The sequence below is a fragment of the Planotetraspora kaengkrachanensis genome, assembly GCF_016862895.1.
GTDB lineage: Bacteria > Actinomycetota > Actinomycetes > Streptosporangiales > Streptosporangiaceae > Planotetraspora > Planotetraspora kaengkrachanensis.
The window spans coordinates 1-24,914 of record NZ_BONV01000026.1 but is presented as its reverse complement, the minus strand read 5'-3'; the positions used below and the strand labels follow the sequence as shown (position 1 = coordinate 24,914).

Annotated in this window: 20 protein-coding genes; 4 read left to right on the top strand and 16 right to left on the bottom strand. The window is 70.7% G+C overall.

Annotated features, from left to right (window positions below):
• Positions 1-74: 74 nt before the first annotated feature.
• Positions 75-2,264, bottom strand: a complete 2,190-nt coding sequence (gene ligA, locus Pka01_RS25185) for an NAD-dependent DNA ligase LigA (protein ID WP_239115284.1) — start codon at positions 2,262-2,264, stop codon at positions 75-77.
• Positions 2,265-2,401: 137 nt separating this feature from the next.
• On the bottom strand, positions 2,402-3,526 hold the full coding sequence (locus tag Pka01_RS25180; protein WP_203885348.1) for a methionine synthase: 1,125 nt from the start codon (positions 3,524-3,526) through the stop codon (positions 2,402-2,404).
• Between the two features lie 19 nt (positions 3,527-3,545).
• On the opposite strand from Pka01_RS25180, the gene Pka01_RS25175 reads away from it, so the two are divergent.
• Entirely contained in the window at positions 3,546-4,178 is a 633-nt protein-coding gene (locus Pka01_RS25175; protein WP_203885347.1) for an MBL fold metallo-hydrolase, read from the top strand.
• An 11-nt stretch (positions 4,179-4,189) separates the two neighbouring features.
• Here the strand turns inward: Pka01_RS25175 and mnmA are convergent, their stop codons facing one another.
• Complete coding sequence (gene mnmA / locus Pka01_RS25170) at positions 4,190-5,275, bottom strand: tRNA 2-thiouridine(34) synthase MnmA (RefSeq protein ID WP_275414506.1); 1,086 nt, start codon at positions 5,273-5,275, stop codon at positions 4,190-4,192.
• Between the two features lie 113 nt (positions 5,276-5,388).
• On the opposite strand from mnmA, the gene Pka01_RS25165 reads away from it, so the two are divergent.
• Positions 5,389-6,429 (top strand): DUF695 domain-containing protein, encoded by a 1,041-nt coding sequence (locus Pka01_RS25165; RefSeq protein WP_203885346.1) that lies wholly within the window; start codon positions 5,389-5,391, stop codon positions 6,427-6,429.
• 49 nt (positions 6,430-6,478) lie between these two features.
• On the opposite strand, the gene Pka01_RS25160 is transcribed toward Pka01_RS25165, so the two are convergent.
• Positions 6,479-7,648, bottom strand: coding sequence for a cysteine desulfurase family protein (locus Pka01_RS25160; protein ID WP_203885345.1), 1,170 nt, complete (start codon positions 7,646-7,648; stop codon positions 6,479-6,481).
• A gap of 108 nt (positions 7,649-7,756) precedes the next feature.
• On the opposite strand from Pka01_RS25160, the gene Pka01_RS25155 reads away from it, so the two are divergent.
• Both Pka01_RS25155 and Pka01_RS25150 read left to right on the top strand, forming a co-directional pair.
• Positions 7,757-8,248 carry a TetR/AcrR family transcriptional regulator gene (locus Pka01_RS25155; protein ID WP_203885344.1) on the top strand — a complete coding sequence of 164 codons (492 nt, stop codon included), beginning with the start codon at positions 7,757-7,759 and terminating at the stop codon, positions 8,246-8,248.
• A gap of 107 nt (positions 8,249-8,355) precedes the next feature.
• Positions 8,356-9,564, top strand: a complete 1,209-nt coding sequence (locus tag Pka01_RS25150) for an MFS transporter (protein WP_203885343.1) — start codon at positions 8,356-8,358, stop codon at positions 9,562-9,564.
• A gap of 167 nt (positions 9,565-9,731) precedes the next feature.
• Here the strand turns inward: Pka01_RS25150 and Pka01_RS25145 are convergent, their stop codons facing one another.
• The 12 genes from Pka01_RS25145 to Pka01_RS25090 form a co-directional block, all read right to left on the bottom strand.
• On the bottom strand, positions 9,732-10,685 hold the full coding sequence (locus Pka01_RS25145) for an electron transfer flavoprotein subunit alpha/FixB family protein (RefSeq protein WP_203885342.1): 954 nt from the start codon (positions 10,683-10,685) through the stop codon (positions 9,732-9,734).
• Between the two features lie 11 nt (positions 10,686-10,696).
• Positions 10,697-11,476 carry an electron transfer flavoprotein subunit beta/FixA family protein gene (locus Pka01_RS25140; protein ID WP_203885341.1) on the bottom strand — a complete coding sequence of 260 codons (780 nt, stop codon included), beginning with the start codon at positions 11,474-11,476 and terminating at the stop codon, positions 10,697-10,699.
• A 275-nt stretch (positions 11,477-11,751) separates the two neighbouring features.
• A complete protein-coding gene (locus tag Pka01_RS25135; RefSeq protein ID WP_203885340.1) occupies positions 11,752-13,113 on the bottom strand; it encodes a serine/threonine-protein kinase in 1,362 nt (453 codons plus the stop codon).
• Positions 13,114-13,170: 57 nt separating this feature from the next.
• Positions 13,171-15,117 (bottom strand): serine/threonine-protein kinase, encoded by a 1,947-nt coding sequence (locus Pka01_RS25130; protein ID WP_239115283.1) that lies wholly within the window; start codon positions 15,115-15,117, stop codon positions 13,171-13,173.
• Between the two features lie 11 nt (positions 15,118-15,128).
• Entirely contained in the window at positions 15,129-17,207 is a 2,079-nt protein-coding gene (locus Pka01_RS25125; protein ID WP_203885338.1) for a serine/threonine-protein kinase, read from the bottom strand.
• A 105-nt stretch (positions 17,208-17,312) separates the two neighbouring features.
• Positions 17,313-17,843, bottom strand: coding sequence for a YbaK/EbsC family protein (locus tag Pka01_RS25120; protein ID WP_203885337.1), 531 nt, complete (start codon positions 17,841-17,843; stop codon positions 17,313-17,315).
• 1 nt (position 17,844) lies between these two features.
• The gene (locus tag Pka01_RS25115) at positions 17,845-19,401 is read right to left on the bottom strand and encodes a flavin monoamine oxidase family protein (RefSeq protein WP_203885336.1); all 1,557 of its coding nucleotides are present in this window, start codon (positions 19,399-19,401) and stop codon (positions 17,845-17,847) included.
• Positions 19,402-19,561: 160 nt separating this feature from the next.
• Complete coding sequence (locus Pka01_RS25110; RefSeq protein WP_203885335.1) at positions 19,562-20,404, bottom strand: M55 family metallopeptidase; 843 nt, start codon at positions 20,402-20,404, stop codon at positions 19,562-19,564.
• Positions 20,401-21,648, bottom strand: a complete 1,248-nt coding sequence (locus tag Pka01_RS25105) for a DUF6395 domain-containing protein (RefSeq protein WP_203885334.1) — start codon at positions 21,646-21,648, stop codon at positions 20,401-20,403. Before Pka01_RS25105 ends, Pka01_RS25110 begins: the two co-directional genes overlap by 4 nt.
• Before the next feature lie 14 nt (positions 21,649-21,662).
• Positions 21,663-22,181: a hypothetical protein gene (locus tag Pka01_RS25100; RefSeq protein WP_203885333.1), complete on the bottom strand. Its 519-nt coding sequence runs from the start codon at positions 22,179-22,181 to the stop codon at positions 21,663-21,665.
• Between the two features lie 78 nt (positions 22,182-22,259).
• Positions 22,260-23,033: an enoyl-CoA hydratase/isomerase family protein gene (locus Pka01_RS25095; protein ID WP_203885332.1), complete on the bottom strand. Its 774-nt coding sequence runs from the start codon at positions 23,031-23,033 to the stop codon at positions 22,260-22,262.
• A gap of 73 nt (positions 23,034-23,106) precedes the next feature.
• Entirely contained in the window at positions 23,107-24,252 is a 1,146-nt protein-coding gene (locus Pka01_RS25090) for a glycosyltransferase family 4 protein (RefSeq protein ID WP_239115282.1), read from the bottom strand.
• Between the last annotated feature and the right edge of the window lie 662 nt (positions 24,253-24,914).

The window sequence follows — 24,914 nt, the reverse complement described above, 5'->3', positions numbered from 1 at the left end:
TTCCTGCAGCGATTACGTTTGAAGTCCGGCCTTATCGGGTGTACGGCACACGGCCGTCCATGACGGCGTCGCGGTCAGGCCTCGGGCGCCACGGCCGCCGCCTCCGCCGCCTCGGGGCCCTCCTGGAGGAGGATCTGGAAGCCCTGCTCGTCGAGGATGGCCACGCCCAGCTTGATCGCCTTGTCGTACTTCGAGCCTGGGCTGTCGCCGACGACGACGAAAGCGGTCTTCTTGGAGACCGAACTCGACACCTTGCCGCCCCGGCTGGTGATCGCCTCGCTCGCCTCGTCGCGAGTGAAGCCCGCCAGCGAGCCGGTCACGACGAAGCTCATGCCTTCGAGCGTCTGCGGCAGCTGGTCGGCGGGCGGCTCGTCGACCATGCGCACGCCGGCGGCCCGCCACTTGTCCACGATCTCGCGGTGCCAGTCGACCTCGAACCATTCCTTGATCGTGGCGGCCACCCGCGGGCCGATGCCCTCAACCGCCGCGAGCTCCTCCTCAGTGGCGGTGGCGATCGCGTCCATCGAACGGAAGTCGTCGGCGAGCGCCCGCGCGGTCGGCGGGCCGATGTGACGGATGCTCAGCGCGACGAGGACCCGCCAGAGCGGCTGGTCCTTGGCCGCCTCGAGCTGCTCGAGCATCTTCTCCGCGTTCTTGCTCGGCGCACCAGCGATGGTCGCGAAGAACGAGACGACCTTCTGCTCACCGGACTCCGGGTCGGTCTTGGGCAGCCCGGTCTCGATGTCGCGCACCACCGACTTGATCGGGAGCAGCCGGTCGATCGTGAGGTCGAACAAGTCCGCCTCGGTCACGACCGGAGGCTCCTGCGGAGGGAGCGGCTGGGTGAGCGCGGTGGCGGCGACGTAGCCGAGCCCCTCGATGTCGAAGGCGTTGCGCCCGGCGGCGAAGAAGATCCGCTCGCGCAGCTGCGCGGGGCAGGCCCGGGCGTTGGGGCAGCGCAGGTCCGCGTCGCCCTCACGCTCATAGGCCAGCTCGGTGCCGCACTCGGGGCAGTGCGTCGGCATGACGAAGGCACGCTCCGACCCGTTCCTGAGGTCGGTCACCGGGCCCACGATCTCCGGGATGACGTCGCCCGCCTTGCGCAGCACGACGGTGTCCCCGATCAGGACGCCCTTGCGTACCACCTCGGAGGCGTTGTGGAGGGTGGCCCGCTCGACGGTCGACCCGGCGACCACCACCGGCTTCATCACGCCGTACGGAGTGACCCGCCCCGTGCGGCCCACGCCGACCTGGATGTCGAGGAGTCCGGTCGTGACCTCCTCCGGCGGATATTTGAACGCGATGGCCCACCGGGGGGCCTTGCTGGTGGAGCCGAGCAGGCGCTGCAGGGCGATCCTGTCGACCTTCACGACCACGCCGTCGATCTCGTACGCCGGATCGTGGCGATGCTCGTTGTAGTAGGCGATGAAGCCGATGATCTCTTCGAGCGTCCCGACGACCTTGTAGCGGTCGCTGACCGGCAGGCCGAAGGCCGCGAGCCTGTCGTAGGTCTCCGACTGGGTCTTGGGCGGCTCCGTCCCCTCCCATTTGCCGACGCCGTGCACGATCATCCGGAGCGGGCGCTGGGCGGTGATCCGCGGGTCCTTCTGCCGCAGCGAGCCGGCCGCGGAGTTGCGCGGGTTGGCGAACGGCGCCCTTCCCGCGTCCATGAGCTGCTCGTTGAGCTTCTTGAAGCCTTCGACGGGCAGGAAGACCTCGCCGCGGACCTCGAGCAGGTCGGGGACGTCGTCGCCGACCAGGCGCTGGGGCACGTCGGCGATCGTCCGCACGTTGGGCGTCACGTCCTCGCCGGTGCGCCCGTCGCCCCGGGTGGCGGCCCTGGTCAGGCGGCCCTTCTCGTACACGAGGGCGATGGCCAGCCCGTCGATCTTCAGCTCGCAGAGATAGGGCGCGGGATCGGTCTCGGCCAGCCGCTCGGCCCTGGCCTGCCACCCGGCCAGATCGGCGTCGTTGAACGCGTTGTCGAGGCTCTCCATCCGCTGCAGGTGCGCGACGGCGGCGAACTCGGTGGAGATCGGCGAGCCGACCTTCTGCGTGGGCGAGTCGGGAGTCTGCAGGGAGGGGAACTCCTCCTCGAGCGCCTTGATGTCCCGCATCCAGCCGTCGTATTCCGCGTCGCTCACCGTGGGCGAGTCGAGGACGTAATAGCGCCAGCCGGCGTCCTCGAGTGACTCCACGAGCTGGGCGTGCCGCTCACGCGCCTGCGCGGGCGCACCTGCCGCCTCGTTCACCTGATCGGTCACGTCGCTCGTCTCCCCTCGTCAACGCCCCAGTGGAAGCCCTGGTGAAACCGTATCTCCGGCCACCGACATCTTCGCCGACCCGGCCCGCGACGGCCACAGGCCGAGTGCTTCGTCCTGCGCCTCCCGGGATCCCGCGCCTACTCGGCCGGGTCGTCCCGCAGGACGCGGGCCGCGTCCCGGCAGGCGATCAGCGCCGCCTTGGCGTATCTGGGCGAGGCTCCGGCGAGCCCGCACGCCGGCGTGAGCACGACCTGCCTCGCGAGCTCCGCCGGGGCGAATCCGAGCCGCCGCCACAACTCGAGCGCCGGCTTCGCGATCACTCCGACGTCCGGCAGGCGGATGTCCACACCCGACACGACGCCGAGGAACAGCGCGACGCCCGCCTCGATCGCCTCGCCGATCGCGTCCTCGTCCCTGCGCCGCAGTGTGGACGCGTCCACGGAGACACCGCGCGCGCCTGCCGTACGGAGAAGGTCGAAGGGCGTCCCGGGGGCGCAGCAGTGGACGATCGGGAAGGCGCCCGCCTCGTCGTCAGCGGGACGGCCGGCGTCCGACGATGCGGATGATCCAGACGATGCGGATGATCCGGGCGCGCCGAGCGCCGCGAGCTCCAGCGGATCCACGGGCTCAGGCTCGCGGGGGGCGACGGCGGAAAGGACGGTGGCGAGCCGCTCACGGGCGATCACCGGCTCCACGGCCCGCAGGCGGCCGAATCCCGACGCCGTCGGCACGGTCCCGGCGAGGACGCCGGGCAGTCCGGGCTCGTCGAGCTGGACGACGAGACGCGCCCCGGGCACCCGGGCGCGCACGTCGGCGACATGCCTGGCCAGCCCTTCCGCCAGGGAGTCCGTCAGATCCCGTACGGCTCCCGCGTCCGCCAGCACCTTGTCCCCGTGCCTGAGCTCGATCGCCCCCGCGAGGGTCCACGGCCCGCAGGCCTGGATCTTCAGGGGTCCCCGGTAGCCCTGCGCGACCTCCTCGAGCCCGTCGAGGTCGCGGATCAGGTGGTCGCGGGCCCGCTTCGCGTCCCGTCCCGGCCGGTCGGTGAACCGCCATCCCGAGGGCTGCACCTCGACGGGCATCTCCACCAGGAGCGTGGCTCCTCTGCCGATCATGTCCGCGCCGACGCCTCGCGCGGGAAGCTCCGGCAGGTACGGCATGGGCAGCTCGTCGAAGGCCAGGCGCAGGGCCGCGAAGTGATCCTCTTCGGGAAAGGACCCCACGCCGGTGGCCGTGGCCTCGCCCCACGGATAGTCATTCACGAGGACTAGCTTAGGGACTATGAAACTCACCAAATTGGGCCATGCGTGCTGGCGTCTGGAGAAGAACGGCTCGACGCTCGTCATCGACCCGGGCACCTTCAGCGGAGAGGGCCTGCTCGACGGTGCGGACGCGGTGCTGATCACCCACGAGCACTTCGACCACCTCGACGAGGCACTGCTGAAGAGCATGCCGGCCGGTCCGGAGATCTGGACCTGTCAGGCCGTGGCCGACCAGCTCGGTGACATCCCGGCGAAGGTCCAGGTCGTGCGGCACACCGACGCCTTCACCACGGCGGGGTTCGACGTGAAGGTGATCGGCGAATGGCACGCCGTCAACCTGCCCGGTGTGGATCCCATCCAGAATGTCGGCTTTCTGGTGGACGAGGAGGTCTTCTATCCCGGTGACGCGCTGACCGTTCCCGAGGTCGACGTGGCCACGCTGCTCGTGCCGACGACCGGGCCGTGGGTCAAGCTGGCCGAGACGATCCAGTACCTCCGTGACGTGCGCCCGGAGCGCGCGTACTCCACGCACGACGGCCTGGCCAACGACATCGGCCTGATGCTGATCGACAACTTCCTGGGCATGGAGGCCGACAGCCAGAAGGCCGACTTCCGCCGCGTCCCCGTCGGCGAGTCGGTCGAGCTGTCCTAGACCGCTTCTCCCTAGACGGCCGAGGAGATCGTGGCCGACCCGATCACCGTGTCGCCGTCGTAGAGCACGGCGCCCTGGCCCGGCGCGACGCCGGTGGCCGGGGTGTCGAGCTCGATGTGCAGCAGGTCGCCGGACAGCTGGGCACGGCAGCCGTACACCTCGCCGTGCGCACGCAACTGGACCGTGCACCTGATCGGCTCGTACGCCTCGGGCACGGGCCCGTTCCACACCGGCCGCTCGCCGACGATGCCGCGGACCTCCAGCGAGGAGCGCGGGCCGACGGTGACCGTGTTGGAGACCGGCTCGATCGACAACACGTAGCGCGGCCGCCCGTCGCCGGCCGGGCGGTCGATGCGCAACCCCTTGCGCTGTCCGACGGTGAACCCGAAGGCGCCCTCGTGGCTCCCGACGACCTGCCCGGTGAGGGCGTCGACGATCGGCCCCTCCGACGTTCCCAGGCGCTCGGACAGGAACGCGCGGGTGTCGCCGTCGGCGATGAAGCAGATGTCGTGGCTGTCCGGCTTGTCCGCCACAGCCAGTCCACGCTCGGCGGCCTCGGCCCGCACCTGCGCCTTGGTGGAGTCGCCCAGCGGGAAGATCGCGTGCGCGAGCTGCTCGCGGGTGAGCACCCCCAGCACGTACGACTGGTCCTTGCCCTCGTCGACGCTGCGGCGCAGCACCCCGTCCGACAGGCGCGCGTGATGGCCGGTGGCGACGGCGTCGAACCCGAGCGCGAGCGCCCGGTCGAGCACCGCCTCGAACTTGATCTTCTCGTTGCATCGCAGGCACGGGTTCGGCGTGCGCCCCGCGGCGTACTCGTTGACGAAGTCCTCCACCACGTCGTGGTGGAACCGCTCGGCCATGTCCCAGACGTAGAACGGGATGCCGATCACGTCGGCGGCCCGCCGGGCGTCGCGGGAGTCCTCAAGCGTGCAGCAGCCGCGGGCCCCGGTCCGGTACGACTGGGGATTGGACGACAGCGCGAGGTGGATGCCGGTCACGTCGTGCCCCGCCTCGGCGATCCTGGCGGCGGCCACGGCGGAGTCGACGCCGCCGGACATGGCGGCGAGCACGCGGAGCCTCTGAGTGGAACTCATAACACTTCGAGATTACCCGTACGGCGGGGCTGATCGGCCGCTCCGGTGCCGACGCGGACGGCTCTCGCGGCCGCGTTGGCACCGGAGCGGGCGACCTGCGAGGATTCCGGGTCATGCGACTGTTCGGGCGCAAGAGCCGTCCGGCCGACCCGGCCGAGGCCATCGCGGACTTCTGGACCTGGTGGCGGCAGACCCGCCCCGAGATCGACTCCCACATCGAGGCGGAGGACACCGAGGCGCTCGCCGGGCTGATCGGCGCCGCCGTCGCCGCGCTCGATCCCGCCCTGATCTGGGAGATCGCGCCGGGCCTCACGGCACGGCACGCCCTGGTCGTCAGCGCGTCCGGCGACCCCGAACTGCGGTCCTTCGCCCACCGGTGGGCCAAGGCCGCCCCTCCGGCGGACGACCTGTGGGAGTTCCATCCGTCCCGCCAGGCCAACCCGAGGGCGGCCGAGATGTCCGTCGACGTCGCAGGCAGGGAGTTCGGTCTCGACAGGCTGGTGCTCGGCCTGCGCGTTCCGCCGGGCACCGCCCGCGTCGACATTTCTGCCTTTCACCCGATATTTCTGGATATCGAGGATGAGACCCGGCTGGAGACGGCCCTGCTCGCGCTCGACTGGCTCCTCGGTGAGGACGAGGTCGCCCGCTGGGTGGGGGACATCGTCGCGGCCGAGTTCGAGCCCATCGACGCCATCCCCGCGATCCACCTTCCCGCCGTCGTCGCCGACGTGGCCGCCGGGGTCAAGCCCGACCAGTGGGCGGTGCTCGAAGGCCAGACGGCACAGGGCGCCCGCCTGACGGTGACGGCCCGTTACCCGCTGCGCCCCGTCGACCATCCGCTGTTCGACCAGCACATCGCGATCAGCCTGCCGTACGGACAGGCGGACGCCGAGGGGCAACCGGCCGGAACGTCCCTGCAGGCGCTGCGGACCTTCGAGGAGCGTCTGGGCGAGCGGCTCGACAAGCTCGGTTCGGCCATGCTGGCGGCGCATCTGAGCACCGGGGGCACGCGGGTGCTGCACGTCTACGCCGACCCGTCGAGCGACGCCGCTCTCGTGATCAAGGAACTCGTCCTGAGCTGGACGGAGGGCCGGGCACGGGTCGACGTGGCCGACGACCCGTCCTGGAGCGCCGTCGCGCACTTCCTGACCTGACGCGAGCGGGCCCGGCTCAGTCTCCGGAGAGCCCAAGCCCCCGGAGAGCTCAGCCTCTGGAGACGGAGGTGAGCCCGGCGCGGCGGGCGCGCTCCACGACCAGGCCGATGACCTCGCCCACCCGCTCCACGTCGGCCATGGTCGAGGTGTGGCCGAGGGAGAAGCGCAGCGACCCGCGGGCGCGGGCGCCGTCCTGTCCCATCGCCAGCAGCACGTGGGACGGCTGCGCCACACCCGCCGAGCAGGCGGACCCGGTCGAACACTCCACTCCCCTGGCGTCGAGGAGCATCAGCAGCGCGTCGCCCTCGCAGCCGGGGAAGGAGAAGTGGGCGTTGCCGGGCAGTCGCTCGGTGGGATGGCCGTTCACGATCACATCGGGGACGGCATCGCGCACCCGGCTGATCAGGTCGTCGCGGAGGATGGACAGCCGGTCGGCGGTGTCGGCCCGGCGGTCGACGGCCGAGCGCACGGCGGCCGCGAACCCCGCGATGGCGGGGGCGTCGAGCGTGCCCGACCGGACGTCGCGCTCCTGGCCGCCGCCGTGGAGGACCGGCACCGGGTCTACCCCGCGGGCGAGCAGCAGGGCGCCCACGCCGATGGGGCCGCCGACCTTGTGCCCGGAGACCGTCATCGCGTCGACGCCCGACCCCGCGAACGACACGGGCATCTGCGCGACCGCCTGCACGGCGTCGGTGTGGAACGGGATGCCGTGCTCGTGCGCGATCGCGGCGAGCGCCTGGATCGGCTGGACGGTTCCCACCTCGTTGTTGGCCCACATCACGCTCACCAGGGCGACGTCCGCGGGATCGCGCTCGATGGCGGCGCGAAGCGTGTCGGGATGCACGCGCCCGTACTCGTCGACCTCGAGGAGTTCGACCGTCGCGCCGTGGTTGTCGGCCAGCCAGTAGGCGGGGTCGAGCGCCGCGTGATGTTCCACCGCGCTGATGAGGATCCTCGGCCGCTTCCTGGCCCAGAACAACCCCTTGATCGCCAGGTTGTCCGCCTCTGTTCCGCCGGCGGTGAAGACGACCTCGCTCGGCCGGGCTCCCAGCGCGCTCGCGATCGTCTCCCTGGACTCCTCCACGACGCGGCGGGTGCGCCGGCCGGTCGCGTGGAGGGAGGAGGCGTTGCCCACCTGTCCCAGCTGCGCGGTCATGGCCTCGATCGCCTCGGGAAGCATCGGGGTGGTCGAGGCATGGTCCAGATACGCAGTTCCCACAGGACCTCCAGATTCCTTACCACCTCAGCCAACCAAGCGTATCCGGCGTGGGGAGACGCTCCATCCTCGAATTGGCTACTTAACCGTCCAGACGGTACAGTAAGTGCCATGAGGAGGGACGAGCTACTCGACGCGGCGGAATGCCTGCTGGAGGACCAGGGGTCCCAGGGGCTCACGCTGGCCGCCGTGGCCGAGCGCGCCGGCGTCAGCAAGGGCGGTCTCCTCTACCACTTCGCGCACAAGGAAGCCCTGATCAAAGCCATGATCGAACGCCTTATCGGCGAGTTCGACGCGATGATCGAGGCTCAGCGTGAATCCACGTACACGCGCGCCTATCTGAAGGCGACCTTCGAGGCCATCGAAAGCGGCAGGCTGAGACGCTGGGCCGTGGTCACGGGGGCGGCGGGCGATCCGGAACTCCTCGCGCCCCTGCGCGAGGCGATGGCCCGCTGGCATCGGCACGGCCTGGACGACGAACCCGATCCGCGGACGTCCCAGATCGTACGGCTGGCGTGCGAGGGCGTCTGGGAGGTCGCCACCCACTGTCCCGCGATCGTCGACTACGCCGCGGTGCGGCAGGGACTGCTCGCCCTGCTCTGATTCCCCCCGTTTTGGTGGTCGCCCCTTCCGGCAATACGGCCGGTCAGGGCGACCGGCTTCTGTCTGCCCGCATCATCCGACCCGGAAACCCTGGAAAGGAACCCGTGATGACCCGCGCCCTGAGGACGGCCCGCAACGGTGCCGTCCTCACGTTCGTCCTGGCCGGCCTTATGTGCGGAACGTTCACCGTGCGCCTACCCGCGCTGGCGGAAAGGCTCCACTTACCGGAGTCCGCCGTCGGCGTCGCCCTGCTCGCGTGGGGCGTCGGCGCGCTGCTGAGCATGCAGGCGATGCGGGTGATCATGGCGAAGGCCGGCAGTCGCGCGGTCCTCAGGATCGCGGCCCCCCTCTGCGCGGTCTCGCTGGCGTTCGTCGCCCTCGCTCCCACATTCCCGCTCATGGTGCTGGCCACCGCCGTCTTCGGCATGACCTTCGGCGCGGTGGACGTCGCCATGAACGCGCAGGGCTCGGCGGTCGAGCAGGCCTACGGCCACTCGCTGATGAGCGGCATGCACGCGGGCTGGTGCGTGGGCGCGATCTCGGCGGGGCTCGTCGGCACCGTCGCCATCGTCGCCGACCTGTCGCTCACCGCCCATCTGACGGTGATCGCGCTGATCTCCCTGCCCGTCGTGGCGGTTCTGGGCCGCACCTACGTGCCGGACCCGGTCGCCGAGCCCGAGCACGGGCCCGGTCACTCCCGGAAGAGGCTGCCCGGCGTGATCTACCTCCTCGGCGCGATCACCTTCGGCGCGTTCATGATCGAGGGCATCGTGGCCGACTGGAACGGGCTCTACCTCCTGGACACGCTCGGCGCCCCGGAAGCGGTCGCCGCGCTCGGCTACCCGGCGTTCGAGCTCGGCATGCTGCTCGGCAGGCTGTCCGGAGACCGGCTCCGCGGCAAGTACGGCGCGCGCGGGCTGATCCTGTTCTCCGGCGGTGCGACGGCGGCCACGTTCCTGCTCGTCGTCGCCGCCCCGTCCGCCCTCACCGCCGTGGGCGCCATGATCTTCGTCGGCCTGGCCGTGGCGACGATCTCGCCGATGGCCCTGTCCCTTGCGGGCACGGCGACGGCGAACCCCGGTCCGGCGATCGCCCAGGCGGGCGCGATGGGCTACGCGGGCCTGCTGCTCGGCCCGGTCGTGATCGGCGGGCTGTCCTCGCTGACCTCGCTGCGGACCGCCATGGCGACCGCGGTCGTGCTCGGCGTGTTCGTGGCCGGCGCCGCGCGGTTCCTGCCCAAGCCGCTCCCTGTCGACGTCGAGTCGGAGACGCTGCTCGAACTGGAGGAGTTGGAAGAGCTGCCGCTGGCCGCCTGAACATGACGTTCGTCCTGGAGGAATCGGGACGTCCCCTCCTGCCGGGACAGGGGGGCGTCCCTGCGGCCGGACCTCCGTACGGCGGGATGGCACACGAAAACGGCGCCGCACATGCCGTGCGGCGCCGCTCCCGTCGTGCCGGGTCCTGCCTGTTTCCTACCTGCTTACTACTTGCGCTTCTCGATCTCTTCGGTCAACTGGGGGACGACCTGGAACAGGTCGCCCACGACGCCGAAGTCGGCGATCTCGAAGATCGGGGCCTCGGGGTCCTTGTTGATCACGACGATGGTCTTCGACGTCTGCATGCCCGCCCGGTGCTGGATGGCGCCGGAGATGCCGGTCGCGATGTACAGCTGCGGCGACACGGTCTTGCCCGTCTGCCCCACCTGGAACTGGTGCGGGTACCAGCCCGCGTCGGTGGCGGCGCGGGACGCGCCGACCGCCGCGCCGAGCGAGTCGGCCAGCTTCTCGATGATCGCGAAGTTCTCGCCCGAGCCGACGCCGCGGCCGCCGGAGACCACGATCGCGGCCTCGGTGAGCTCGGGACGGGCGCCCCTCTCCTGCTTGACCCGCTCGACGACCTTCGCCGCACGTGCGGAGTCCGACAGGGCGATCTCCACCTTCTCCTCGGCGCCCGCGCCGGGCTCGGCGACGGGGGCGGTGGAGTTCGGGCGGACCGCCACGATCGGCGTCCCCTTGGTCACGCGGCTGCGCACGTTTACGCCGCCACCGAAGATCGACTGGTCGGCGACGAAGCCCTCGCTCACGCCCACCGCGTCGGTGATCACACCGGAGTCGGTCTTGATGGCCAGGCGGCCCGCGATCTCCTTGCCCTCGGCCGTGGCGGCGACGAGCACCGCGGCCGGCGAGGAGTCGGACACGAGCTTGGCCAGCAACTCGGCCTTCGGCGCCACGACGTGGTCCACGATCTCCTCGCTCGAGGCGACGTAGATCTTGGCCGCGCCGTACTCGGCCAGCCTGGCCTTCGCGGCGTCCGTGTAGCCGGGGCCTGCCCAGACGGCTGACGGCTCGCCCAGCGACCGCGCCAGGGTCAGCAGTTCGAGGGTGACCTTCTTGACGTCACCGTCGGCGTGCTCGACGAGCACCAGAATCTCACTCATCTCGAGGCCCCTCAGACGAACTTCTTCGACGCGAGGAACTCGGCGGCCTTCACGCCGCCGTCGCCCTCGTCCTTGACCACGGTGCCCGCGGCGCGGGGCGGCGCGGCCGCGAACTCCACGACCTCGCTCCACGCGCTGGCCAGGCCCACCTGCTCGGCCGAGATCTCCGCGTCGCCGATGGCGAGCGACTCGACCGGCTTCTTCTTGGCGGCCATGATGCCCTTGAAGGACGGGTACCGCGGCTCGTTGATCTTCTCGACCACGGACACGACGGCGGGCAGCGACGCCTCGACCCGGTCGTAGCCGTAGTCGGTCACCCGCTGGATCGTGATCGCCGATCCGTCCACCTCGACCTTGTTGGCGAGGGTCAGCTGGGGCGCGCCCAGCCGCTCGGCCAGCATCGCGGCGAGCACGCCGGTGCGGGCGTCGGTCGACTCCGAACCCAGGATCACCAGGTCGAAGCCGATCTTCTTCAGCGTCTCCGCCAGGGCGTAGGAGGTGGACAGGGCGTCCGACCCGTGCAACGCGTCGTCGCTGAGGTGGACGGCCTTGTCCGCGCCCATCGCGAGCGCCTTGCGGATGGTCTCGGTGGCCTTGGCCGGGCCCATGGTAAGGACGGTCACCTCACCCCCGTGAGCCTCCTTGAGCCGCAGCGCCTCCTCGACCGCGTACTCGTCGAGCTCGTTGACGACGCCGTCGGCGGCGTCGCGGTCGAGCGTCTTGTCATCGGACCTCAGCTTGCGCTCGGTCGCCGTGTCGGGGACCTGCTTCACGCAGACGACGATGTTCATGGCCGGTGGCCGACCTCCCCTTTCCGTACGGCTGACGCCGCGGTTTATCGGACGCGCCCGTGGGGGTACGCGCACGTCTTGCAAGACTGCCAGGAGCCCGTAAGCCTAATGACAGTGGGTGTCCCGGAGTCCTCCCTGGTTCCCAGGCGCTATGTTACCCGTGGGTAGCTTGGTCGCAAACCTCCGGTCACGGGCGACGTGACCGTGCTCATACCCGGAAGTCCACTCCCGCCACGATACCGAACTTTATTCCAGAAGCGGCAGCCGGGTGCCCGTCAGCTCGCGACGACGAGGCCGATCAGCAGGAACAGGACGGTGCCGACGGCGAGCAGCAACGTCATCGTGCTGAACAGGCTGCTCAGCAGGGCCCACACCGCCACGGCGCCGACGCCGCCCATGACGTCCACGAGCACGCGGGAGCGCGACCTCGCCAGCAGCCCGAACGTGACGTCGACGACGACCCCTATGCCGTACAGCACGAGCAGCAGGAGCGAGACCTCGGGCAGGTACTGCCGGGCCGCCGCCGCGAACAGGCCGACGACCACGCTCGATCCGATCACCCAGCGCCGGTGGAGCTTCTGGCGGTGCCGGGCCCGCGCGTCCTCGACCGATCGCTGCTTCGCGGCGGGCCGCCACTCCTGGGTACGTGCCTCGTTGACGTTGCCGGCCGAGGTCACTTCGGCGTCCCGGTGGTCGAGCGGGCGTCCACGCGGCGGGACCGGCTCGGCGTATCCCTCGGCGTATCTCTCGGAGTAACCGTTGAATGGCGGAAGGTCGCCTGAGTAGAGCGGGCGGGGCTCGGCGGCCCGCCTGCCCGAGCCACGAGGCTCGGCGACCTCGGCGACAGCGGGCGCGGCCGCACCGAGGCGTGCGGCCAGTTGCGTCGCGGTCGGCCGCGCTCCCGGATCGGTCCGCAGGCACTCCGCGAGCAGCGGGCCGAGCCAGGAGGGGACGCCGGACAGGTCCGGCTCGCGATGGACCACCCGGTAGGCGACCGCCGCCGCAGGTCCGGTCCCGTACGGCTGCCGCCCCGCCGCGGCGAACGCCATGGTCGCGGCCCAGGCGAAGACGTCGGCCTCCGGACCGGCGTCGCGGCCCTCCAGCACCTCCGGGGCCAGATAACCGGGCGTGCCGACCACGGCGCCCGACGCCGTGACGGAGGCCGACTCGAGCGCGCAGGCGATCCCGAAGTCGATCACGTACGGCTCTCCGTCGGAGATGATCACATTGGCCGGCTTCAGATCCCGGTGAACGACCCCCGCGGCGTGGATCGAGGTGAGCGCCTCGGACAGCCCGCGCGCGAGCCGTACGAGATCGTCGCCCCGAACGGGGCCGTCGGACGCGATCACGGTGTTGAGCGGGCGGCCCTGCACGTAGCGGGTGACGATGTAGGGCCGCGGACCGGTCAGCGAGGCGTCGAGGACCTCGGCGATGTGCGGGCCGCGAACCCGGCGCATCGTCTCGACCTCGCGGGCGAGGCGGGTGAGGGCGAAGGCGTCGGAGGCCACGTGCGGATGCAGCACCTTGACCGCGACGGTGTGACCGCCCGCGTCGAGGGCCAGGTGCACCTCGCCGAATCCGCCGGAGCCGAGCAGGGAGAGCAGACGATAGGAGCCGAGGTCTTCCTGCGTACTCATCCCGCTCCCTCCGCGTCGATGGGCCCCGGTCAGTTCCGGCCCGTCAGTTCCGGCCCGTCAGTTCCAGAAGCTCACAAAGCCGAGCCCGAGTCTGTCCAGAAGGTCGCCGACGAGCCCGCCCACGAGGTTGCCGACGGTCTCCCTGCCCTGTTGCTGCAGGCTTTCGATGACCCCCGACGGCGCCCGCCACGGCGCCCACGAGGCGGTCGCGGACATCGCCGTCAGCACGGCGAAGAACGCCAGCGCGCCCACCGCGATCGTGATGACCATGGCGGCGCCCGGGCTGCGGATGGCGGAGCTCAGCGTCCGTGCGACGGCCTTGCGGGGCGCGCCGCCTCCGGGCAGGAGGAACAGCCCGGCCACGAAGGCGGCGGCGGCGTACGCGGCCGACCTGTCGATGCTGAAATCCCCGAGGTAGTAGAAGCCGCCCCACACGCACACACCGAACAACGCGGCGAGCGGCACCTGCACCAGGGTCGCGAGCGCGGCCTTGATCAGCGCCCACGGGGCGCCCGCCACCGCGATGAGGGGATCGGCGCCGCTGCTGCCCCGGATCGAGCGCCGCTCCATGATGCCGTCGAGCAGGTAGTGCGTCACGCGCAGGCACACCGACAGGCCGACGGCGATCAGGGCCACGGTCACCGGCAGCAGACAGGTCAGGGCCACCAGCGCGACGAGCAGGAAGGCCGACACGAGCGGGTGACTGCCCCGGTAGGGGGTTTTCTGCTGCTCCCCCGCCTGCGGCCTGCCCTGCGCGGGCGCGCCCTGGCCGGGCGGCGCGGCGGTCGTGCGCGGGTCGGGATATCCCGCCACCCGCTGGTCGGGACGCGGCGGCGGCGCCTGGGCGGCCGGAGGCGGGTAGGCGGCCGGCTGGTACGGCGCGGGCTGGTAAGGCGGCGGCTGCTGGGGCGGTGTCCCGTAGCCGGGCGGGGCCTGGCCGTACCCCTGCGGCTGCGGCGCGAACGCCGCCTGGCGCGGCGCGGGCGGCTCGCGGCGCGGGCGCTCCGGCTTGACGTAGTTCACCGGGGGGAGCAGGTCGGAGTAGCTGTCGTCGGAGGCGTCCACGCCCTGCCGCCGGTCCGCGCGGCCCGGCCAGGTGACGTCGTCGTCGAGGATCCTCGTCCCGTCGGTGACGCGCCCGCCCCCCGTCGCGCCGAGCACCCTGGTCCCGCCGTCCTGCGCGTTCTCGTGCAGCACGGTCACGGAGGGGTCGAGCGTCTGGGTGAGCCTCAGAAGCGACCCGGCGGAGGGCCGGTCGCCGATCTCCGTGGCCAGGGCGGCCCTGAGCCAGGCGCGCAACCAGCCCGGCGCCTGGTCGATGTTCGCCTTGCCCTCGAGGATGCGGAAGCAGACCGCCTCGAACGTGCCCGTGCCGAACGGCGGCTTGCCGGTCGCCGCGAAGAACACCGTGGCCGCCAGAGCGTGCACGTCGGCCGCCTGGGTGATCCCCGAGTCACGGATGATCTCGGGGGCCAGATATCCGGGGGTGCCGACGAACATCCCCGTCTGGGTGAGCCGGGTGGCGTTGACCAGATGCGCGATGCCGAAGTCGATGACGAGGGGTTCGCCGCCGACGAGCATCACGTTCGCCGGCTTCAGGTCGCGATGGATGACGTCGGCCGCGTGGATCGAGGCGAGCGCCTCGCACAACCCGCGGGCGAGACGGATGATCTCCCCGTCCGGCAGCGGCCCGTCCTCCTGCACGGCCTGCTCCAGCGTCCGGCCGGGCGCGTACCTGGTCACGATGTACGGCGTGGCGCCGGTCAGGTCGGCGTCGAGGACCTCCGCCACCCGCCTGCTCCGCACGCGCCGCATGGTCTCGACCTCGCGGGTGAGGCGGTCACGCGCCTTGAGGTCCGAGGCGACGTGTGGGTGCAGGACCTTGACGGCCACCTGACGGCCCTCGACGTCGAGCCCGAGGTGGACGACTCCCATGCCGCCCTCGCCCAGTTGGCGTAACAGCCGGTAGGGGCCGATCCGTTCCGGAGCCTCAGTAGCCGACATGTCGTCCCCCGTCACCGATACCCCGTCCCGCGAAGCTCCGTCAGGCGTTGTTGCACTGATTGAACGTCGACCGAACCCCACAAGTGCCCTGCCATTGGTCTACCCACGACGCTGGTGAGCGCGACCAGCCCCACCAGGGTCGCGAGGACGCCGGCGCCCCATGCCAGCTTCGCCGCGGCCGGGCCGCCCGGAGCCAGCGAGGCGAGCATGCGCCGCATCTGCCGGCCGGGGGCCTGTACTCCCGGACCCGCGCAGACGATCAGCAAGCCTACGGCGACCCCCCAGCTCACCGCGGCGGAAACGGTCATCGATCGCGCCAGGAGCGCGAGCAGCACCGTCACGAACGTCGCCGGCACGGCGGCGAGCGGCACGAGCAGGGCCGTGACGCCGATCGACTTGATCAGCGCGGCCGGGTCCGCCAGCACGCGGACGACGTCCGCGGCCGCGGCGCCCGCCGGCCTCTTCCTGCTCAGCCGCGCCTGCGCGAAGTCGGCGGCCCTCAGCAGGACGACCACGGGCAGGGCGACCAGGCACACCCGCACCGGCGCGATCACCGCCAGGCCCGTCATGGCGATCAGCAACATCGTGCTCGCCACGCCGTACGCCTTGGATCGCTGCAACGGGGCGCCCGCCGTCACCGGAGCGGCATGCGCGGACGGCGCCGTGCCCGCCATGCCCGCCGGGCCGATGCCTGCCATGCCCGCCGCGCCCATGGCCGGGGACGTCGCATGCGGCGCCGGCCGGTACGGAGGGACGCCGTGCGGCGGGGGCACGTCCCGCGGAGGGACGCGGACGGTCGGAAGGAACGGTGCGGGATGCGGCTGCTGCACCCGCGGCGTCTGGTCGTACGTCTGCGGCTGGGCGAACCCGGGAGCCTGCTCGTGGAAGGCCTGGCCGGGCATGGCCGACTCGCGGAGTTCCTCCGAGGTGACCCTCCTGGTGGGGATGTCCCCCTCCGCCGGAGGTCTGCTCGACGGGCCGGACGGGATGCCTGCCCTGCGCAGGTCCTCCCCCGTCACCCGGACGGTGGGGAAGGGGTCGCCGCCGTGCTGGGCGGGGCCCTTCGCGGGGGCGTCGTCGAGAAGCGACACGAACTCCCCGGCGGGCGTGCCGGACGCCGCCGGAGCGGGTCTCGCGTATCCGGGCTGCGCCACAGGAGCGGGAGGAGCGGCGTGAGGGGCGGGGGCGGCGGGATTGGAGACGCCGGACGGCAGGGAGGCGCCGGTCCTGTCCCACCGGGCCGCCTCGTCGACCTCCGCCACGGTGGAGATCTCGTCGGGAGCGGTGTATCCGGTGCGACGCGGCGTCAGGCGGTCCGTCCACTGGAGCAACTCGGCCGCCGACGGGCGCTTGGCGGGGTCCCGATGGAACGCGGCCCGCAGGACGGGCCGGAGCGGCTCGGGTGCGGCCTCGACGTTCGCCTTGCCGGAGGTGATGTTGAAGAAGATCATCTCCAGCGTGCCCTTGCCGAACGGCGGCTGGCCGGTCGCGGCGTAGAGCAGCGTGCCCGCCCACGCGTGCACGTCGACCTCGGGGCCGCCCTCCTGGCCTTCGATGATCTCGGGCGCCAGGTAGCCGGGGGTGCCGATGAACATGCCGGTCTGGGTGAGCCGGGTGGCGTCGACCGCCTGGGCGATGCCGAAGTCGATCAGAACGGGCTCGTCGTCGAGCATGAGCACGTTCCCGGGCTTCAGGTCGCGGTGGATCACGCCTGCCGCGTGCACCGCGGTCAGCGCCTCGGCGACGCCGCGCCCGACCTTGAGGAGGACGTCGAGCGAGAACGGGCCGTCCTGCTTGACCATCTCGTCGATGGCGCGGCCGGGAACGTAGCGGGTGACGATGTAGGGCCGCCGCCCGGTCACGTCGGCGTCGACGACCTCGGCGATGTGCGAGCCGCGCACCCTGCGCATGGTCTCGACCTCACGCGACAGCCTTCTGCGCGCGACGTCGTCGCCCGCCACCTCCGGGCGCAGGACCTTGACGGCCACCTGCCTCCCGCGGGCGTCGAGGGCGAGGTGCACCACGCCCATGCCGCCCTCTCCGAGCCGCTTCAGCAGCCGGTATGGGCCCAGTCGGTCGTCCTGATTCATGGCCTAAGCACCATACCGACTAAAACACCGTCCATGAGTGAACCATCGCGCCACATTCCTAGTAAGCACAACGCCACAAAATGGTAAGTGGTTTCCCAAGAACGGTCACAGAGTGAGGGCGATGACCTCCGCACCGGTCGCCTCGACCAGGGCCGCACCGGAAAGCCCCAGCTTGGAACGGCGCACGCCACTCCCGATCACCACGGATGAACGGCGAGTCACATTTTCGTCAACGAGAACGGGCCAGTCGGCGGGAAGCCCCACGGGGGTGATGCCTCCGTACTCCATCCCGGTGATCGCCACGGCGTCCGCCTGCGGGGCGAACGACGCCTTCCTGGCGTCCAGGTGCCGGCGGACGATCCCGTTCACGTCGGCACGATCGGTCGCCAGGACCATGACGGCTGCGTAGCGGGTCTCCCCGCCCCGCTTGGCCGCCACGATCACGCAGTTGGCCGAGTCCTCCAGGGCGACGCCGTACCGCTCACAGAACGCTGCCGTGTCCGCCAGTTCCGGGTCGATCTCCGCCACCCGGAGAGCCTCGCCGGACAACGGGAAGCCGGGTTGCGAGATCGCCTTGGCCACGGGGTCCGCGACGAGGTCGAGCCTGTCCACGGCGGGAGTCCAGTCGAGCGGCATCTCAGCCCTCCTTCAACACACGCTGGTGCAGTTGCGTGACCACCTTACGGGCGGAGTCGAAGGCTCCGGCCTGCCAGGCGATGAGGTGGGTGAGCCAGTCGCCCGCGAAATAGACCCGGCCGGCGGGCTCCTGGAGCAGCTTGAAGGCGGCGCCGTACGAGGGCCACTCCACCCACGCGCCCTCGATGTGCGGTTGCCTGCGCCAGGCGATGGAAACGCTGTTCAGCAGTTCGGTCCGGTATTTGTCGCCGTGGATGTGCACGCCCTGTTCGATGGCCCTGCTCCGCCGGTCGACGTGCTTCATCGCCGCGTAGGAGTCGGCGGCCGCCGCGAGGTTGTAGTAGCCGACCACCAGTCCGCGGGTGCCGTTGAACCCGTACGACGGGTACCAGATGTGCGTGATATCGAGATTGGTCTCGGTGATGCCCCCGAAGATGCGGTCGTCCGTCTCCCACCATCTCCGGCGGTACTCGAGGCCGATCTTGCCCGCCGACAGCGGCTTGGGGGACTGCAACGCGCCGACCACCTGCGGGCTGAGATTGCCGGGAATCCGGGCGAGGATGTGCGGCGGCAGCGCCGCGACGCAGTAGTCCGCCTTGATCGATCCGCCGCTGTGCACCACCTCGACGCCGTCGGGCAGGTTCGTGATCTTCGTTACCCGCGTCGAGACCTGGATCCGGTCGCTGCCGACCGCGTCGGCGAGTTTGTTCACGATGGCGTCCATCCCGCCGACGGGCTGGAACATCGGCATGGCCTGCTCGTAGCCGAAGGGGAAGGCCACCGTGCGGCCGAGACCGTAGCGGAGTGTCTCGGAGAAGGACGGCACCGGGCCGAGGAGAGTGCCGGCGTCGACTCCCGGATTCGTCTGGTAGCCCCGGCGCTCGGAGGCGCGGTAGACGTCGTCGTCGCCGAGGGCCCCGAATGCGGAGAGGAAGTCGAGCAGCACCTCCCGGTCGGATCGGGTGACAGTCCTGTCGAGCGCGCCCGCGTTGGTGGCCTTCGCCAGAAGTTCGCTCACATAGCCGTAGGTGTCGGCGCGTGCCTGACGAAAGCGGACGGGCGTCGTCATGCCGCGGTTGAAGAGATAGGCGTTGGGGTTGTCGTTGACGAACACCTCGACGGGAATGCCCAGTTCACGGCAGTAGTCAAGGGTGACCATCCACTGGGCGATGCGCCCCGGGCCGGCGTTGAAGTAGACGCCGTCGCCGAACCGGGCCTCCTGCGTCTCGCCGTCCAGTTCCGGTACCCGGTCGCCGCCCCGGATGGTGAAGTTGCGCCCGCCGACCCGGTCCCGCGCCTCGAGCACGGTGCAGTCGTAGCCGGCCTTCCCCAGTTCGTACGCCGTCGCCAGGCCGGCGACGCCTGCGCCAAGGATCACGACCTTGGCGGCGGCCCTGCCCTTCAGCGCGAAGTCGGAGCGCTGGGGCGGCGCGTAATCATCCGTGTGCCGATCGGGGGCCAGGCCGAGGGCGCCCATGGCCGCGTACATGGCTCCCGCTCCGCCTGCGACGCCGAGCCCCACCAGCAGGGCCCGTCGTGAGATCGTCCCCTCGCTCATGCGCGGGCCTCGGAACGCCCTTGCCGGCCTGGCCCCTCATCGCACGCGATCATGCATGCCAATCCCGCACATCCAGCCCCACCAGTCACACCGGCAAGCGTGATCATTTATGCCTTCCACATTCGACCGGCCCAAACGCGTTACGCGACCCGCGCAGCGATCAGCCGTACACCCCGCTGCCGCAAGCGATCCGGCCAGCGATGGTGGCGAAGATACCGAAGAGGGACATGATGTCCCAATAATCGTCTGTGGTGAACTCGGTGTGCCTCGGCCCGACCAGCCTCGTCCCGGGGACGATCGCGCAGCCCGCCGCGATGGCGGTCGAGTTCCACTCCACGCCCAGCGTGTACGGCGGGCTCACCGGATAGGGCCGGAAGTCGGACAGCCGGCCGAGGGCCCTGGCCGTGGCCTCACGGATCCGGGCCTGGGCGACGCTGGGCGGCAGCAGTTCGGCGGAGAACCTGTCGATGCCCTTCTTCACCGCGACCGTCTCGACGTCGCCGAGCACCTCCCGGGCCTCCTCGCACGCCGCCTCGTCACCGGTGACGAGGACGACGGGCACGCCCAGCGAGCCGGCGAGGCCGGCGACCAGCCTGGTCTCGCCGCAGATCTCGCCGTTCAGGTAGACGTCGTGGATCTCCTTGCCCATCCATGTGTGGTTGAGCACGCCGTGCTGGACACCGGCACGCGCGTGATACCCGGCGAAGCAGGCCGCGTCGAAGTCGCCCGACAGGCCCTGGCCCATCCGGTGCGGCTTGCCCGGCCCTCTGATCAGTGAGGCACGCGGGTCGATCAGGTCGATCCGCAGGTTCTTGGTCGATCCGTGCGCGTCGTTGACCAGCACCGTGTCGGCGCCCGCGTCGAAAGCCCCCTCGACGACGGCGTTGGCGTCGCCGGTCATCAGCTCGCAGCCGCGCTCGTACCCGCGGCCGCCCGCGTGCATCTCCTCGGGATCGGTCAGGCCGGTGACACCCTCCATGTCCACCGACACGTACAGCTTCATCGCGTCCCCCAGGTCTCCACCCGCCGCACCTCGTCCTCGGTCATCAAGCCGACCTTGTCCGCGATGTACGCGTCCACCTGCTTACGCCACCGTTCGGGGATCTCCGCGATCGCCGGTGCGTAACAGTGCTCCAGCCAGCGCGTCGACTCCTCCGTCGCCTGGAGGTGCGCGGCGGCCTTGGCGAACGGCGTGTGCTCGATGCCCGGCACGTGCGCGCAGCCGTACTCGATCGTCTCCTGGCCTCCGTAGGGCGGGGGCTCCTGCCACTTACGGGCAGGCGTGCTGTCGGCCGACAGCGCCGTCCGCAGCGGACGGCGCTCCACCGCGGCGAGGATCAGTTCCTTGCGCAGGCACTTCGCACACTTCTGGCACGGCCCGGACCTGTCGCCGCGCAGGCACCAGCGGACGTAGGGGGCCAGGTCGGACTCCATCGCGATCCGCATCGTGACGGGCTCGCTGAGACCTCCGACCGGCAGGACCATCGGCAGCCCGACCGCGGACATCAGCCGCCCCCACTTCCCGTCCGCCGACCACATGGGGTTGTCCGGGCTGTAGCGATGGGTGTAGCGATCTCCGCCGAGCCAGCGCGAGCCGAGTTCGTAGCCCAGGGCGATGCCGCCCAGGTCCAGCTCGTCCGCGAGGAGGAGGGCTCCGACCGTCACTGCGTGGTGCTCGGGATACCCCGGCCGCGGCAGGCGGAGCAGAAACTCGAGGTCGGACTGCACCGTCGTGACTTCGCGTCCGGTCTCCCGGGCGGTCTCCTGGGCGAGGCCCGCCAGCACGTCGGAACGGTAGAACGACCAGCGGTTCGGCACCCGGGGATGACTGATCCGCTGAAAATGGATGAACGGCGCGTCGGGGAACATGTCCGCGGCCGCCATCGAGTCGGCGCCGCCGCTGTAGGAGATGCCCAGCCTCGTCCCCGACCTGGGGTCCCCGCCGACCGGGCCGGCGTCCACGTTCCAGTGAGTACGGAACACCTCCGCGAGCGCGGGGGAGATCGGCCGGTCGAAGGTCACCTTCTGCCTGGTCCACGGCGCGACCACGGTCCACGCGGCCACCGCGAGGAGGTCCGGATGGACGTTCGCCCCGTTGGTCGCCCCCTTCGGGAGCCGGATCTGGCAGGAGTTCGTGCGCAGTTCCAGGGCCGCCCCGTCGCTGCAGTTCCCAGTGATCTCGTCTTCTGGGTCGAGCAGGAAGGTCAGGTTCCAGACGTCGTCGGCGACGGTCCACTTAACGCGCATACCTTCTACCTACCTCACTGATCTGTGGCGGCGGTCCGCTCGGTCAGACCGTCCACGGCCTGCCACACTCGGGCCTCGTTCTGCAGCACGTGGTCGAGCGCCTCCGCGGTCTGCAGCGCCAACTGGTGCCCCGTCGCGGCCGCCTCACCGGCCTTGGTGACGGCCGTCTTGAGCTGCCGCAACTGCCGGACCTCGGCGCGCAACGCCGTGACCTCCTGGACGAGGGCCTCGAGCTGCCGCAGGCCATTCGTCATGTCCTGAAGGTGAGCCGCGTCCTTCTTGCGCTCTGCCTTGAACTCCTGTCCGAGCTTCCGGATCTCCTGGGATGCGCCCTTCCCCTCCTGCACGGACGCCCGGAGTTCCTCCTGGGTCTGGCGAAGATCTTCGCGGGTCTTACGGAGGTCTTCTCGAGTCTTACGGAGATCCGCCCGGGACTTCTCCACGCTCTCCCGCAAGCCGGCCCTGGTGACATATCTCGCGTCCAGCCGAGACCTCACCGCCCGGCGAGCCGGGACCGGAACCAGCACACGCACGAACCGCATCATGGATCGCAACGATAGCCGCAATTCATCACGCGCTATCCCGTAAGAGACAATCCGGCAGACCCACCTTCACCGGCCGGTGAAGGTGGGTCTGCGCTTCTCGGCGAAGGCCGTCATCCCCTCCTTGGCATCCTCCGTGGCGAACAGTCCGGAGAATTGAAGCCGCTCGATCTCCAGACCGGTGTCCAGGTCGGTCTCGAGTCCGTGGTCGACCGCGAGCTTGGCCGCCCGCACGGCCGCCACAGGACCCTCCGCGAAGGTCGCGGCCAGTTCCAGCGCCGCGGTGTAGACCTCGCTGTCCGGCACCACACGGTCCACCAGGCCGATGGACAGAGCTTCCGCCGCGTCAACGTGCCGCCCGGTGAAGATCAGGTCCTTGGCCCGGGAGGGGCCGATCAGCCGCGGCAGCCGCTGGGTGCCTCCAGCCCCCGGGATGATGCCCAAGGTGATCTCCGGCTGGCCCAGCTTGGCGCTCTCCCCCGCCACCCGGAAGTCGGCGCACAGGGCGAGTTCGCAGCCGCCACCCAGGGCGTACCCGGTGATCGCGGCGATGACCGGCTTGCCGATCCTGGCCACCGCGGTGAAGCAGTCCTGCAGGACCCCGGAGTGGACGGCCATCTCCGCATAGGACATGACGGCCATCTCCTTGATGTCCGCGCCCGCCGCGAACACCCGCTCGCCGCCGTAGAGGATCACGGCGTGCACGCCGGGGTCGGCGTCGACGAGCCGGGCGGACTCGGCGATCTCCTCCTGAACCTGCCGGTTCAGCGCGTTCATCTTCGGCCGGTCGAGCCGGACGGTCGCGATCCGATCCACGATCTCCACGCTGACGAACTCACCCATGACCATCCTCGCCCTTCCGCGCCCTACTGCGCCGGCCCGGTCCCGTGACAGGCCGAGACCGTAACACCATAGATCAGCGGGCCAGCGGGAGCAGGTGCCGACGCCCACACGTCTGGGCACGGGCGATGGCCCTGCGGTAGACGCGTTCGTATCCCCGCGCCATCATCGCGACGTCGAAACGCCTCACGGCGTGGGCCCGGACGGCGGCGAAGTCCAGCCCGGCCGCCTCCTCGATCGCGGCGGGCAACTCCTGCACGGAGTCGCGGACGAATCCGGTGACGCCGTCGACCACGACCTCGGGCACCGACCCCCGCCGCAACGCCACCACGGGCGTGCCGCAGGCCATGGCCTCGATCATGATCATCCCGAACGGCTCCTCCCATTGGAGGGGGAAGACCAGGCAGTGGGCCTTGGACAGCAGCTCACGCTTGAACTCGGCGCCGACCTCGCCCAGATATTCGACGCCGGGGCCGAGAAGAGGCGCGATATGGGTGTCGAAGTAGGCCTGCTCCGCACGCTCGGTCCGTTTGCCGGCCAGCAGGATGCGACGGCCGGCCGCCCGTGCCGCCTCGATCGCGAGGTGGGCCCCCTTGTCGGGACTGAACCGCCCCAGCCACAGAACCCAGTCGTCCTTGCGGTCCCGGTACGGGAAGGTGCCCACGTCGACAGCGTTGTGGACCCTGCCGATCCAGTTCAGGTCGGACGCGAGGGCCCGCTGCGCCCAGGAGATGGCCACGAGCGAGACCGTCGTCGCGAGCGAGCGGTAGAACCGCCCGAACTCGCCGGTGACCTCCCCGTGGCAGGTGACGATCGTCGGCGCGCCTCTGCCGCGGGCTCCAAGGGGACCGGCCAGCGAGTGGTCGTGAATGACGTCGGCCTCGATCTCGTCGAGGTACCGCTCGGCCTGGGCCGCGTGAACCATCTCGGGGACGGCCTCTCCGATGCGCTCCGAGGGCGGTTTCTCATAGGTGCGCAGGTCGACGCCGCCGCCCGCGCCGATCAGCGTCACCCGATGGCCCCTCAGCATCAGGCCCCGTGCCAGGTCGGCCGTCATCGACTCGATGCCGCCGTAACCTTTCGGCGGGATGTCGTACCAAGGGGGTGCCACCAGCGCGATGTGGAGCCCGTCTTCCGCGCCGTCTCTGCCCCCTTCGCCGTTTCCTTCCCCTCGGGAGTCCTCCACGGGGTCGATCGGGTTGAAGCCCGACCGTCGGATCAAATCGGCAGAATCCGTCAGGTCGATCGAGTCCGTCAGTCCGGTCAGATCCGGGAGGTCGATCGGTTCCGTCGGGGCCGTCGGGTCAGCCGGATCTGTCGGGTCGGTCGGGTCGGTCGGGTCGGTCGGGCCAGTTGGATCTGTCGGATCAAGCGGGTTCATCGAGTCCATGGGGCCTCCAGAATCCGTCCCTGCGGAATGGGGTCGCGCCCGAAATAAGCCTATTCATACCTTTCGTCACCTTTGTTCCCGACTTGTGGTCGACTCAGGCTCCGTGCATCCGAAATCACGCCGACCCACGAAACAGGCCGGGACGTATGAACAGTGGGCCGGCGGCCGATGAGCCCAGGCCGAGAACGAGCCGGCCCCCGGCGGCGGAGCCCGACAGACTTCGTGGCGGGCAGCGCGAGGCTGGCAGACGTCGGGCGGGCAGACGTCTGCGCGCCGGAACAGGCATCGGGTTGGCGGACATCTGGACCGATGGACATCTGGACAGCCCAACGGCATCGGGGTCCGGCCCCACGGGTCGGCGGCAGGTGTGGTCACCCGCGATCAGGGCGGGTTCGGATCGCGGGCAGCCGCCGCTGCTGTGCCGTTCATGTCGTCGCGGGTCTCAGCCCGTGAGGATGGTGGTTTCCGGGTCGCCGGCCTGGATCCCATCCGGG